This window comes from Yersinia sp. LJYL362, from assembly GCF_048323875.1.
Window position 1 is genome coordinate 1 of record NZ_JBLWEX010000173.1, and the last position, 13,399, is coordinate 13,399.

Sequence of the window (13,399 nt, forward strand, 5' to 3'; positions counted from 1 at the left end):
TATCCGAGATAGTGAAGGGCAGCAAATCCGCAGCACCAAAGCGGTCAGCAATATAGTCCCACTGGGTACACCAGGTGCCGTGACGATCGACGGGGGTGGAGAAATCAAACATCAGCATCTCGCTTATGAAAAAACGGGGTATCAGAGTACCCCGTGGAAGTTAATGACAAACCTATTTATAGAAAGTTAAATGAAGGGGAAACGTGCCCTTGGGTGCGGTCAACCCTTCACTCACTGAGTTTGGCTTCTTATGACATGGCAAATTGACCATTCCCTATCAGTGAGTCTAATTCATCTTTCACTGATTGCACTTGCGGGCCGATAACAACTTGAAGGTTGTGGTCATTGAGTTGAATAACACCAATGGCACGATTGGCTTTCAATGCCTCTTTATCCACTAAATTCATATCTTTGACCGACATGCGTAAGCGCGTAATACAGTTATCCAATGAGACGATATTATCGGCACCACCCAGAGCAGCCAAGATAGCAGGGGAGTTATAGCCAGACTTGCCGCTCACCGCGCCACTGGCTGCTTTTTCTGCATTGTTGCTGGCGGTGGTTTCATTCTCACGACCCGGTGTTTTGATATTGAAGTGCTGAATAGCAAAACGGAAAATACAGTAGTAAGCCACAAACCAGATCCCAGCAACGACAGGCACCCAGTACCATTTGGTTGCGGTGCCATGCAGAATGCCAAATACCACGAAATCAATGATATTACCGTCAGTATTACCGATGGTCACTCCTAATAGCGCCATAACAGTAAAGCCCAGCCCTGTCAGTATGGCATGGATCAAATACAGGAACGGGGCAACAAACAGGAACAGGAATTCAATGGGTTCTGTGGTGCCGCCGATAACACAAGCAACGACACCCGAAATCAACAACCCTTTAATTTTATGGCGATTTTCTGGCTTAGCACAATGATACATTGCCAGTGCCGCACCTGGCAGGCCGCCGAGGAACGCCGGCATTTTACCTTGCGACAGGAAGCGAGTGGCACTTTCAGAGAAACCGGTGGTGGTAGGGCAAGATAATTGCGCCTGGAAAATAGTTAAAGCACCGCTAACACTATGACCGCACACATCCATAGTGCCGCCAGCTTCGGTGAAGCGGATTAATGCCACTAAGATATGATGCAGGCCGAATGGCAGTAATAAGCGCTCGCCGCTACCGAAAATCATCGGCCCGAACATGCCAGCACCGTTAATCAAACGGCCTAACCCATTGATACCCGCTGCAAACCAAGGCCAGATCAGCGGGATCAACAAACCGACCAATCCGAGCACCACGGTGGTGACAATCGGCACGAAACGGGTGCCACCAAAGAAGGCTAATGCATCAGGTAAGCGAATTGTATTGAAGCGTTCATGCAGTAAATAAACAATGATCCCGACAATCACCGCGCCTAAAATACCGGTATCGATGGACTGGATGCCCAATATATTCTGAATGTTATGTGTTTTCAGCACCAGTGGGTCAGTTGTCGGTAATACGCCACTGGTGGTCAGGTAAAAATTGGTTGCCAGATTCAGTACGGCAAAACCAACGAAACCGGAGAATGCTGCCACTCCTTTGTTTTCACGCGCCATACCCAGTGGGATCGCGATGGCGAACATCACCGGCAAGAAGCTAAAGGCAAATGAGCCAACCTTACTCATCCAGGTAAACAATAGCTGGAAGGCCGGGTGACCAATAAAGGGTAATAAGGTGATGACATCTTTACTGCTAAGCGAACTGCCGATACCCAGCATGATCCCGCAGAAGGAGAGCAAGGCGACCGGTAGCATGAAGGTTTTCCCTAAACTCTGGAAAAACTCCCACAGCGTAATTTTTTGTTTTTTTGCCGCTGACATAGTGACTCCTGTACTGATACACCTGATGTTAAAAGATTGATGAATAATGGCGACTATTTCGCCTCCCTGTCTGGAGGTAAAATAAGATAAAACGTTTAACCCAGATAATATGAGTGATAAGTCACAATTACTGATCCTACTTTTGTATTAGAGTAAATCATCAGATTAAACGTTTAACTTGGCTTACTTTTTGGCATGACAATTAAAAAAACGACAATCACTGATGTCGCTAAATTGGCTGGCGTCTCTGTGGCGACAGTTTCGTTAGCGATCAGTGGCAAAGGGCGAATCTCTCCGGCGACAGCCGAGCGAGTTAATCAGGCAATAGAACAATTAGGCTATGTCCGTAACCGCCAGGCGGCACAGTTACGCGGCGGGGAGTCAGGTGTCATTGGCTTGATTGTGCGTGATATTGGCGATCCTTTTTATGCGGAAATGACCGCCGGCTTAAGTGAAGCCATTGAAGCTGAAGGTAAATTGTTGTTCTTGACGCAAAGTGGCCGCGAGGGCAAAGGATTATTGCGTTGTTTTGACACTCTTATCGATCAAGGTGTCGATGGCCTGGTGCTGGGTGGTGGGGCCAAGCGGGAAATGGGGCTACGAGAAAAGGCTGCTGAACATGATATTCCACTGATTTGTGCTGCCCGCTCCAATGTGCTGGACGGCGTCGATGTGGTGCGTCCTGATAATATGCAAGCCGCTAAAATGGCGACCGAGTTTCTGATTGGTCGTGGTCATCGGCAAATTGCCTATCTTGGCGGACATTCGCACTCGCTGACGCGGGCTGAACGGCTCGGGGGCTTTTGTGCCACTTTAGTGCAGTATGGGCTACCGTTTCGCTCGGAATGGGTGGTCGAATGTGATGGTCAGCAACAGGCGGCGGCAGATGCAGCTGAAGAGCTGTTACGGCGTCACCCTAATGTCAGCGCGATTATCTGTCATCAGGCATCCATCGCATTGGGCGCCTATTTTGGTATTCTACGCACTGGCAGGACGATTGGTAGTGCGGGGGTAGATACTTATCTCGATCAGCAAGTAGCATTAATTGGTTTTGGTGATGTGCCAGCAGCAGAACTTACTGAGCCACCCTTGACCTTTATCACCAGTTCTGCCCGGGAAATTGGCTACAGTGCCGGGCAGCGTTTGCTTCAGCGTATTTCCGGGGGAAATTTACAACTGCAAAGCGTCATATTACCGCCGGTGTTGATCCGTCGGGGATCTGCCTGATTAGGTGTGATCAATCTCGCTGGCTGCTCGCGCTAATGCTTCAATATCACCGGCAGCGATCAGGTGTAGATTGCGACTGATCGCGTCTATTGGCCAATCCCACCAGGCAATAGTTTGTAGCTTACCGATAACCTCGGCTGAGAAGCGATTTTTAATCAGTGTTGCAGGATTACCACCGACCACACTATAAGCGGGCACATCGCGCGTGACCACTGAGCGTGATGAAATAATTGCCCCATTGCCAATGGTGACACCTGGCATAATCAACACATCATAGCCAATCCACACATCATTTCCGACATGAGTATCGCCTTTATAAGGCAGCTCATCCCTAGACGGGGCGACTCTTTCCCAGCCGTTACCAAAAATATTGAATGGGTAAGTCGATAACCCAGACATTTTATGGTTGGCACCATTCATAATGAACTTCACCCCATGAGCTAATGCACAGAATTTGCCGATAATCAGCTTATCGCCAATAAAGGGGTAGTGATAAAGCACGTTACGTTCAAAGTTTTCAGAATCTTGCGGATCGTCGTAGTAGGTATAATCACCAATAATAATGTTCGGATTTTGTGTGGTATTTTTGATAAAGCATACTTGAGGAAACCCCGCCATCGGGTGCTTACACTGGGGATCTGGCCCTAATATTGGTTTATCTTCCATAATCTAGACCTCTTTGAATAAAAAAAACGGAGCCATCTGGCCCCGTTTCTTATGGTTTTAACATCTCATATTTATTGTGCTGCTGGTGCTGCTTCTGGTGCGACGGGTGCATCTTCAGATTCAGTGCCGGTATCTTCTTCAGCAGGTGCGCCGCCGAACATACCAAACAGGCCAACAAACTCTTGCAGTGACATTTTCTGACCATTCAAATCGACTTGGTTATCAGCAAAGTGGAAGCTGCTGCTAATAACATCATCTTTAGTGGTCGTCAGTTTAAACATCTGGCCCATGGCCGCAATACCCTGAACTTGCTGTTGTGCCAGTTTTTGTGCTTCTTCTGGATTATAACCTTGCAGACGAGCGGCCTGGGTTGTCAGCTCAGTGGCCATAGCCATTGGGATAGTCAATGTTGCGTCGACTTTTTTCACTGATTGCGCCAGCATCGGCTCACTACCGGCTTTTGCTTGTGCTGGATCAGTCAGCGCGATATTCAGAGTGAAGGTACTTTCACCTTTGGCATTTTTCCAGCTCAGTGGTGCAATGCTTATAGTTGGGTTACCTTTCAGCAAGGCCGGAAGGTTAGCCATTAGTATCTCGGTCATTTGTTCTTGATAAGCAACCGGATCGAGGTTTTCACCTGCCTGAACGGCCTTCAATACTTGCTGATTATAGGCATTGGTAAACTGCTTCAAGCTTTGACCGTCAAGTTTGTCGAAGGCGAAGGCTAATTTACCAGAGCCGAAGTCATTGTCCTGAATTTTTAATGCGTCCAGGGTGTAAGTCAGCTTGCCGTTCAAGTCTTTATCGGTTTCGCCCAATTGCGTATTCAGGTTAAAGCCCACTAATGTCGCGGTCTCTTTACCATCAATACTGAGGCCAATTTGTTTGATTCCCAGTAGTTGGGAGCCAATGCTGAGATCAAACTTGCCGATATTGGTATCACTTTTAATCACCAAACCTTGCAGACTAAATTGCTCAACTTGATCCCACTGATTTTTGCTGGCGAAAACCAGGCTATCACTTGAACCACTCATTTTCACATCACGCAGATCGCGGGAGACATCAGCATCAATTTTTGCACCAGAGAATTTCATGCTGGTGGTGTTCTGCTGATAATCAATGGGAATAAATGTAATGGCAGAAGAGGTATCGCCGCTGTATGAAATGCGCGAATCCGCAGTAAACGGTGATTGGCCTTTAGTGACTTCAAACAGTTTTTTCAATGCAGGGGTATTCGCAAGTTCGGTATGTACCGACGCCATGCTCGGGATCAGATTGAATTTTTTTAGCTGCGCCAATGGGAAAGGGCCGTGATCGATAGTTTCGATGAATGCGACTTCATCACCATCTTTCAAGGCTTTTTCACCTGCGACGCTGCTATCTGCTTGCAACACATAGCGCACCTGACTACTGAACAGGCCACGTTGGTAATCTTTATAAGCGAACTTCACACCGGCTTTCGGCAGCAAGGTTCTGATCTGGTCATTTGCGTTATTAACCAATTCGCCCATACGTTGTTCAATCAATTTGCCGGTATACCATGAGGCCCCAGTCCATGCTGCGCCAAGTACGACTATGACGCTGACAGCCACTAACGATTTTTTCATTGTTCTGTTCATCCTTTTCTAATACACCAAATTCACTGTTGAACGCGGTAATGAGTTGCTAGTTAAATAACACCAAAGAGATGCATAGAAAACAACATCTCCCAAATTAATATAGGCCTAGATTAACCGTACACAAATATTATTGCGACGATAACGACTTATTGCGCTGGTGAAATTTAACCACCACAGCATCAAAAGGCCAGCAATAGACAACAAAATAAGTCACTTCGTTCACCCCGCGTTATAAACACGGGCAATTGAGCCTATTCCATGGACGGTGATTGGCGATTCATTAGCCGGAATGAAACAAGACTCACCGGGTTGCAAAGTGATTTCTTGCTGTTGTTTTTTCAATATCGCCTGACCTTGAACACAAAATACAATGGCCGCACTGTTTTGCGCCAATTCCTGTGGCTCTGAGGTTAATGTATGCAGTGAAAAAGCAAAATCCTCAACAGGGATGGGGAATACCAACTCGTTGCCTTGCTGTTGGGGCGTGGTCAGCAAAGTAGCGGCAGGTTTCGGAATAAATTGCAGGTTAGCCATTAATTCAGGGATATCGATGAACTTAGGGGTCAGTCCCGCGCGTAATACGTTATCCGAATTTGCCATCACTTCCAGCGCCACGCCATTAAGGTAGGCATGAGGGGTTTCAGCATATAAGAACATGGCCTCACCCGGTTGCAGGGTGACCACATTAAGCAACAACGGAGAGAACAAACCACTGTCATCCGGGTAGAAACGCGAAATACTGCGAATAGTATCCCACGGCTCACCCAATTGATTATTCAGTGCCGCTTTCAATATCCCCAAAGCACGCGTTTTCTCTTCGCCCGCCATACTCAGCAAACTGGCAAATAAGGTGGATAAATGTTCGGTATCAGGGGAGCGTAGAAACGCGGCGATATCCGGATGAGCGGAGGCTAATGGCTGGAGCAGGGCCGCAATATCATCCAAAGTACGGAAACCATTCATGGCCTGGAAAGGTGTTAGGGCATAAACCAACTCAGGCTTATGGTTAGCATCTTTGTAATTTCGCTCGGCAGCATCCAGCGGGATACCGGCCTGATTTTCTTTGGCAAAGCCAATTTCTGCCGCAGCCTTACTTGGATGTACCTGAATCGATAATGGTTGGGCGGCGCACAGCACTTTGAATAGGAAGGGCAACTCACCAAAACGTTTAAAAACGTCGTGACCTAAAGTGGCATCAGGGTTTTTCTCAATCACATCGCGCAATGAATGCCATTGGCCGCTGGCATCCGCAACTTCAGAACTGCTTTTGGGATGAGCGCCCATCCATAATTCAGCCATAGGTTTGCCTTGCGGATTGGCTATGCCGTAAAGCTCGGTAAGCGCATTGGTACTGCCCCAGGCGTAGTTTTGTACTGCATTCTTCATTTTTTGCATAGAGGTCATCTGCCGTTGAATCTGGCGAAATTCATCGCCCTGATAAAAATCGTCCCTTAGTAAACAATGGGGCCAAAGGGGTTGCAAGTAGTAATGCAATCCGTCTTATAACCGAATATAACTAAATGAGAGAAATGCGAATCAATCGCATAACGGTAGCGATAAATATGCCATCATATACACGTCATACTACAACCTTCTATTCATATGCTAAGGAGACAGTGATGGTGACCACCCGCAGTGAAAAGGACTCAATGGGGCCTATCGATGTACCGGCTGATCAATTATGGGGTGCACAAACCCAGCGCTCGTTGGAGCATTTTCGTATTTCACAAGAGAAGATGCCGACGGCACTGATTCATGCGTTGGCATTGACCAAACGCGCCGCGGCCAAGGTCAATATGGAGCTGGGGCTGCTCCCCGCCGAACGGGCAAGAGCGATTATGCATGCGGCAGATGAGGTCTTGAATGGCGAACATGCGAGCGAGTTCCCACTTTCGATTTGGCAAACCGGTTCTGGCACGCAAACCAATATGAATATGAATGAGGTGTTGGCCAATCGGGCCAGTGAATTGTTAGGGGGCGAACGAGGTAATGATCGTCTGGTTCACCCTAATGATGATGTGAATAAAAGCCAAAGTTCAAATGATGTATTTCCAACCGCAATGCATGTCGCCGCAGTTATTGGGTTAAGAAAGGATCTGTTACCTGAGCTGAAAGTATTGCAACAGACCCTTGCCGATAAAGCCGAAGCTTATCGCGACATTGTGAAGATTGGTCGGACGCATTTACAAGACGCCACGCCACTGACGCTGGGGCAGGAAATTTCCGGCTGGGTGGCGATGTTGGCGCACAATGTGCAACATATTGAAGCCACTATTCCTCATCTGTGTGAACTGGCGTTGGGCGGCACTGCCGTTGGGACGGGGCTGAATACTCACCCTGAATATGCGGTGCGCGTCGCCAATGAGATTGCAGTATTGGCCCAGCAACCTTTCGTCACCGCGCCGAATAAATTTGAGGCATTAGCAACTTGTGATGCATTAGTTCATGGTCACGGTGCATTGAAAGGTTTAGCGGCCTCGTTGATGAAAATTGCCAACGATGTGCGCTGGCTAGCCTCAGGCCCCCGCAGTGGCATTGGCGAGCTCTCTATTCCTGAGAATGAACCAGGCAGTTCTATCATGCCGGGTAAAGTCAATCCGACACAATGTGAAGCGATGACCATGTTATGCGCGCAGGTGATGGGTAACGACGTGGCGGTCAATATTGGTGGGGCGTCTGGTAACTTTGAACTGAACGTATTCCGCCCGCTGGTGATTCATAACTTCCTGCAATCTATTCGTCTGCTCGCCGACGGTATGCGCGGTTTTAATGAGCATTGCGCAGTTGGCATTGAACCTAATCGTGACCGTATCACTCAGCTACTAAATGAATCGCTAATGTTAGTTACTGCGTTGAATCCTCATATTGGTTATGACAAAGCGGCAGAAATTGCCAAAAAAGCGCATAAAGAGGGGCTAACCCTCAAGGCGGCGGCGCTGAAGCTAGGTTATGTTACTGATGAGCAGTTCAATGAATGGGTTAAACCGGAAGATATGGTTGGAAGTATGAAGTAATCGCCATTCTCACTTTCCTACAGCGCGGGTATCTCTTTCCTGCGCTGTTAGGGAGAGAGTTCGGTTGCATCATAATGTCAGAATCTAATAAGCGTGATGATTAAAATTGATTCTGATGATGGTATTAAAAAAGAATAAATCATCTTATTTAGGTAGTGTTTTTTTTCGTTTTTAGCATAGAATAATACCTGCTTCTTTGGGTGGCTTATATATCCATGATGTATTTTAAATTAAGTCACTCTTTATATTCGTGAATAGTTTCATTGACTGCTACTGTTTTTGTGTGGGCCACCGGTTGGCTATGGATAAGGTGGTTTGTATTTATTAAAGTGTTGTTTTGACTCAGCAGGAGTTTATTCTATGGAAAGTAAAAAAAGTAGTCCCCCAGATGAGTCTGGTTTGACTGTTAATTCACTCAGTGAATTATCGCTCATTTCCATAATGGAAAAAGCTCGTATTCCTTGGGCGATTAAAGATAATAAATCCAAATTTGTTTATTTAAATGAATCTTGTCTTGATTTGTTTGATATTCAGCCCGGTTTTGATTTTGAAGGACGCTTAGATGAGGAGATGCCATGCTCTTGGTCCGAGTATAGTGATGACTTCAAGGCTCACGACAGAAAGGCAGAGCAAAGCCGAGAGGGGGCTGAGATCATTGTAACCTCGCCTTTTGGGCGTGAAAGGATTCTTTCACCGTGGTACTTCCCAAAATTTCCTATTTATAGTCAAAATGGGGATGTGTTAGGGACTGTTTTTTTTGGTAAAAAGTTTAATTTTATTTCCGTATGTGATTTTTTTAAAAGTTTAAAACCCTCAGTTATTACACTAACTCCGCCGGTAGATGATTTCTCAGAGAAAGAACTTGATATTATATTTTATGCAATTCAAAAAATGACAGCAAAAGAAATAGCAGAAAAACTATTTTTATCAAATAGAACAATTGAAAATCGACTTAGGTTTATTTATGAAAAAGTGGGGTGTCACTCTTTAAAAGAGTTGATTGAATATTGCCATGCGTCAGGTTTGAGTAACTATGTACCTAAAAAAGTTCTGCGTGAAGGTGTTAATTTCTTCTGGTGATTGAGTTACTTACTTATAAAAATCACCAGAAGAACCGTAATCTTATAGGTTTTATTAGAATAAATGACTAGCTTAGATTTTTATCTATATATCGACATATAAATGTAATCTGGGTACCAACAGCTGTAATGGTTTGGCATCTGGCTTATATTTATGTTTAATCTGGTTGGCATCATAATCAGTTAATTCGCCTAATTTAGGTAATTCGGCTATCGATTGAAGCTGGCAAAAGGCAATCAAAGGCATTGGGCAGGGATGTTGGACTTGTTTCTGCTGTTCCTGATACCAAACTCGTGCAATAGGTTGTACTTTAACCGGCCGTTTAATCTTGAGGCGCGCCTGTTCCGGCAAACGTTGAACATCGTTAATTTCTTGGCTAATCAAATCTACCCATTGTTCACGGCTAAAAGGGGGAACGGCGCGGCCTGCATTTAGGCTTTTATTTAACTGCGCCAGCACGTCTGCGCGGGTAACATTCTTAATAATATGTTTATTCGCCCAGCCAAAGCGAACCGAACTGGGGTTTATCAACGGCGTAATGGTGCGATAGGTATTTAGCGTGATCAACCCATGCAGGTGGGTATGAACAAACTCGAAACGTTGCTCACTCGGCAAGCCAGATTCAACGGTAATGATATGTTCCAGCTCGGTTTTCAATTGATTAATGTGTTGAATACTTTTTTGGCAAGTAGCTAATTGGCTCTCCGTCACCGAAAAACAGAGGACTCCCGGAAGTCTGAGGGCTGCTTTGCTGCTAACATTCTGACCTTGGTGGTGAATAAACAACCGCTGATAATGCTGTATAGCCAAATCTCTCGCTGCTGTTCCCACGGTTGCACTCACGGGGATATGCGTAATAGGTTGATGTTCTGTGCCTTTCTCTATTTCAGGCAAGGAAAATACGCGGGCAGCGAGCAGGGGTAAATGCTCAAGTTGCTGGTGGAGTTCCTGCAATCCGGCTTCCAATGCGGTAAAACGGTTATTTAGCCGCTCTATCAGGTCATATTTATTCATCGTATCTTTAATTAGTCTTATTTTAGTTACAACATACCATGGGTTATATCAGTAAAACAGTACCTCTGAAAGCCAGAGTTGCCATTAATCATAGGGTATTTGCCATAATGTCAAAAACATCTATAGCAGTTAAAAGGCGGGTAACGCCACCCGCACAGAAAGTCAGGATATTTGCGACAAAATTATTTTGGTCGCAGAGGCCAATACATCGCGACGTGGCTTCGCATCTTTTTCACGTTGCGTGAAATACACCACTAAAACAATCGGTGCACCTTTCGTCGGCCAAAGTACCGCAATATCATTGGTGGTTCCGTAATCGCCACTACCTGTTTTGTCACCCACAATCCAGTCAGTAGGGGCACCCGCGCGAATCGAGGCATCCCCGGTGGTGTTTCCTTTCAGCCATGCCGTGAGTTGGCTTCGTTGGGCAGGGTGCAATGCATCACCTAATACCAATTTATTTATACTAGCTGCCATAGCCGCAGGAGTGGTGGTATCACGTGGGTCATTAGGTAGTGCGGTGTTTAAATCCGGTTCCCAGCGGTCTAACCTGAACATCTGATCGCCAATACTGCGAGCAAACTGATTAACAGCCGCTAAACCACCCAACTCTTTGACTAATAAATTCGCGGCCGTGTTATCGCTATATTGAATGGTAGCCGCACATAATTCAGAAACTGTCATACCATGCGCCAGATTTTTACGCGTGATGGGGGCATAAGATAACAAATCACTCTCATGGTAATTGATATGCTTATTGAGCAAATTCGGCTGAGATTGGCTTTGACCCAATACAGCAGCGGCCAGCATAAACTTAAAAGTACTACAGAATGGGAAACGTCGAGCTCCGCGATACAGAATTTTGGTGCCATTGCCGGTATTAATCATCGCAATGCCTAAACGACCGTTAGCACTGTGCTCAAGTGCTGCCAATTGCTTGTCTAATGATCCCAGGATCCCAGCAGCCCATGTAGGTAGCGAAAAATTAACTAAGGGCAGGGTAATACCAGCTAATAATAGCGAACGCCGTAGCGAAGAGTGTTTCATTCCTGAATCTCGCAAACAATATAAGCATAAGGCTGAAATTATAATCTCCATGGCGACTAAGCACCACTGCCTATTATTTTTATCGCTTTAATTCAGAAATAAAAAAGGCTAAATGGCAGGGTAAGTGACATTTAGCCTTTATAACCGACACATTTTCGTGTTGGCTATAGTGATAAATCAAAATATCAGGACAATGCTTTCGCTTTTAGTTGCTGGTATTCACTTTCAGTAATAGTCCCTTCATCTAATAATTTTTTCGCGTCAGCAATCTGCTCTGCTGGCGATTTACCTGCAACGTGACGGATATACTCATTGGTTTCGGATACTGATTTTTGTACTGAGGCTCGATAGCGCTGAGCCATACCTTTACCTCGTGTGATGAGGTAGACCAGAGACGTCAGTAGTGGAATGAAGAGTAAAAACAGAATCCAAATCGCTTTATAAAACCCACTTAATTCATGGTCTCTGAAAAGGTCGGAAATGACCTGAAACAGAATCAGCAAGTATGCGATGAAAAAGAAAATGGAAAATGTTGTCGCGAGTATGTCCCAAAGCGTGAGGAAGTGGTTTGTCATATTTTCTCCTGACCTTACATAAATTAAGGAAATATCTCGTAATAAATCCCTTAATACACTAGATACTTAATTTATATCTCAAGCAACAATCACTTAGGGTCGTTAAGCTCCCCTTAATAATAGGTACATAGCAGAGAGGACGTCAAATTGTAATTTGGCGTTCAATCGGCTTTACCTCATCTAAGATTAAATTTTGGCCGCTTCTGGCAATTTCCGTAACCGCTGCCCAACATACAATGCCAGCAACAAAAGTGTGGCGATAAATACGACAACACCGGCCCAACCTAGATTAAGCCAGAAAATACCGCCTAATGTTCCTGCGACACTCGAGCCTGCGTAATAACAGAATAGATAAAGTGAAGATGCTTGGGCTTTAGCGCGGCGCGCGCGGCGGCCAATCCAACTGCTGGCAACAGAGTGCGCGGCAAAGAAACCGGCAGTAAATACCATCATGCCAATAAAGATTGTTATTACCGGAGAGAAACCGGTGATAATGACACCAATCAACATCATACCTATTGCAGCCATTAATACCGGCCCTCGGCCATAGCGAGTGGTCAACGCGCCAGCTTTGGGGGAGCTATATGAGCCGGTCAGATAGACTATCGATAATAAACCCACCACCGCCTGGCTGAGATAATAAGGCGGTGCCAGCAAACGATAACCAATATAATTGAACAAAGTGACAAAGCTGCCCATGATTAAAAAACCTTCAGCGAACAGCAACGGTAAGCCAGAATCACGCCAGTGTAGTTTGAAATTGATCATTAGCGTTCTGGGCCGTAATGACGTGGGACGGAAATGCTTAGAGGCCGGAAGAATACGCCAGAACATACAAGCAGCGGCCAAAGCAAATATACCTATCACCGCCAGAGCGATGCGCCAGGAAAAGAAATCACTTAACACCCCGGTAATCAAACGGCCACTCATCCCACCAATCGAGTTCCCACTGATATACAGCCCCATCGAGAGCGCGACAAAACTGGGGTGAATTTCTTCACTAAGATAGGTCATCGCCACAGCGGCAACGCCACTAAGGGATAAACCAATCAAAGCCCTCATCAACAAAATCCCATGCCAACTGGTCATAAAAGAACAAATCAAGGTGCAGATAGCGGCCAGCATCAATGCCACTACCATAACGGATTTACGACCAATGGCATCAGAAAGTGGGCCAGTAAACATCAGGCCAAAAGCCAGCATTCCGGTGGCGGTTGAAAGCGATAAGCTGCTGCTCGCCGGTGAGATAGTAAAGTCTTGTGATAACAACGGCAGGATTGGCTGCACGCAATAAAGCA

The 13,399-nt window shown here is 45.8% G+C and carries 11 protein-coding genes; 3 read left to right on the plus strand and 8 right to left on the minus strand.

Features of this window, described 5'->3' with window-relative positions; all coding sequences use genetic code 11:
* Positions 1-248 precede the first annotated feature (248 nt).
* Entirely contained in the window at positions 249-1,859 is a 1,611-nt protein-coding gene (gene malX, locus ACNSO8_RS08360) for a maltose/glucose-specific PTS transporter subunit IIBC (RefSeq protein ID WP_050915111.1), read from the minus strand.
* 195 nt (positions 1,860-2,054) lie between these two features.
* On the opposite strand from malX, the gene malI reads away from it, so the two are divergent.
* Entirely contained in the window at positions 2,055-3,086 is a 1,032-nt protein-coding gene (gene malI, locus ACNSO8_RS08365; protein WP_019083131.1) for a Mal regulon transcriptional regulator MalI, read from the plus strand.
* Here malI and vat(F) read toward each other — a convergent pair whose 3' ends face one another.
* The 3 genes from vat(F) to manA form a co-directional block, all read right to left on the minus strand.
* Entirely contained in the window at positions 3,087-3,752 is a 666-nt protein-coding gene (gene vat(F) / locus ACNSO8_RS08370; RefSeq protein WP_019083130.1) for a streptogramin A O-acetyltransferase Vat(F), read from the minus strand.
* Between the two features lie 71 nt (positions 3,753-3,823).
* Complete coding sequence (locus ACNSO8_RS08375; protein ID WP_046050911.1) at positions 3,824-5,359, minus strand: YdgA family protein; 1,536 nt, start codon at positions 5,357-5,359, stop codon at positions 3,824-3,826.
* Positions 5,360-5,590: 231 nt separating this feature from the next.
* Positions 5,591-6,766, minus strand: a complete 1,176-nt coding sequence (gene manA / locus ACNSO8_RS08380; RefSeq protein WP_019083128.1) for a mannose-6-phosphate isomerase — start codon at positions 6,764-6,766, stop codon at positions 5,591-5,593.
* Positions 6,767-6,990: 224 nt separating this feature from the next.
* On the opposite strand from manA, the gene fumC reads away from it, so the two are divergent.
* Both fumC and ACNSO8_RS08390 read left to right on the plus strand, forming a co-directional pair.
* On the plus strand, positions 6,991-8,385 hold the full coding sequence (gene fumC / locus ACNSO8_RS08385; RefSeq protein WP_046050912.1) for a class II fumarate hydratase: 1,395 nt from the start codon (positions 6,991-6,993) through the stop codon (positions 8,383-8,385).
* Between the two features lie 360 nt (positions 8,386-8,745).
* Positions 8,746-9,465 carry a helix-turn-helix transcriptional regulator gene (locus ACNSO8_RS08390; RefSeq protein WP_019079441.1) on the plus strand — a complete coding sequence of 240 codons (720 nt, stop codon included), beginning with the start codon at positions 8,746-8,748 and terminating at the stop codon, positions 9,463-9,465.
* Positions 9,466-9,549: 84 nt separating this feature from the next.
* Here the strand turns inward: ACNSO8_RS08390 and tus are convergent, their stop codons facing one another.
* From tus to ACNSO8_RS08410, 4 genes are all read right to left on the minus strand, one after another.
* Positions 9,550-10,479, minus strand: a complete 930-nt coding sequence (gene tus, locus ACNSO8_RS08395) for a DNA replication terminus site-binding protein (protein ID WP_019083126.1) — start codon at positions 10,477-10,479, stop codon at positions 9,550-9,552.
* Between the two features lie 162 nt (positions 10,480-10,641).
* A complete protein-coding gene (blaA, locus tag ACNSO8_RS08400; protein WP_418394377.1) occupies positions 10,642-11,526 on the minus strand; it encodes a class A beta-lactamase BlaA in 885 nt (294 codons plus the stop codon).
* Between the two features lie 185 nt (positions 11,527-11,711).
* On the minus strand, positions 11,712-12,101 hold the full coding sequence (locus ACNSO8_RS08405; protein ID WP_005169809.1) for an SHOCT domain-containing protein: 390 nt from the start codon (positions 12,099-12,101) through the stop codon (positions 11,712-11,714).
* A 186-nt stretch (positions 12,102-12,287) separates the two neighbouring features.
* Positions 12,288-13,399, minus strand: a 1,112-nt coding sequence (locus ACNSO8_RS08410; protein ID WP_418394378.1) for an MFS transporter, incomplete at its 5' end; no start/stop codon positions are given.

Coding starts and splice junctions, on each gene's coding strand:
- malX (WP_050915111.1), bottom strand. CDS start 1,859: ATGTCAGCGGCAAAAAAACAAAAAATTACGCTGTGGGAGTTTTTCCAG.
- malI (WP_019083131.1), top strand. CDS start 2,055: ATGACAATTAAAAAAACGACAATCACTGATGTCGCTAAATTGGCTGGC.
- ACNSO8_RS08375 (WP_046050911.1), bottom strand. CDS start 5,359: ATGAAAAAATCGTTAGTGGCTGTCAGCGTCATAGTCGTACTTGGCGCA.
- manA (WP_019083128.1), bottom strand. CDS start 6,766: ATGCAAAAAATGAAGAATGCAGTACAAAACTACGCCTGGGGCAGTACC.
- fumC (WP_046050912.1), top strand. CDS start 6,991: ATGGTGACCACCCGCAGTGAAAAGGACTCAATGGGGCCTATCGATGTA.
- ACNSO8_RS08390 (WP_019079441.1), top strand. CDS start 8,746: ATGGAAAGTAAAAAAAGTAGTCCCCCAGATGAGTCTGGTTTGACTGTT.
- tus (WP_019083126.1), bottom strand. CDS start 10,479: ATGAATAAATATGACCTGATAGAGCGGCTAAATAACCGTTTTACCGCA.
- blaA (WP_418394377.1), bottom strand. CDS start 11,526: ATGAAACACTCTTCGCTACGGCGTTCGCTATTATTAGCTGGTATTACC.
- ACNSO8_RS08405 (WP_005169809.1), bottom strand. CDS start 12,101: ATGACAAACCACTTCCTCACGCTTTGGGACATACTCGCGACAACATTT.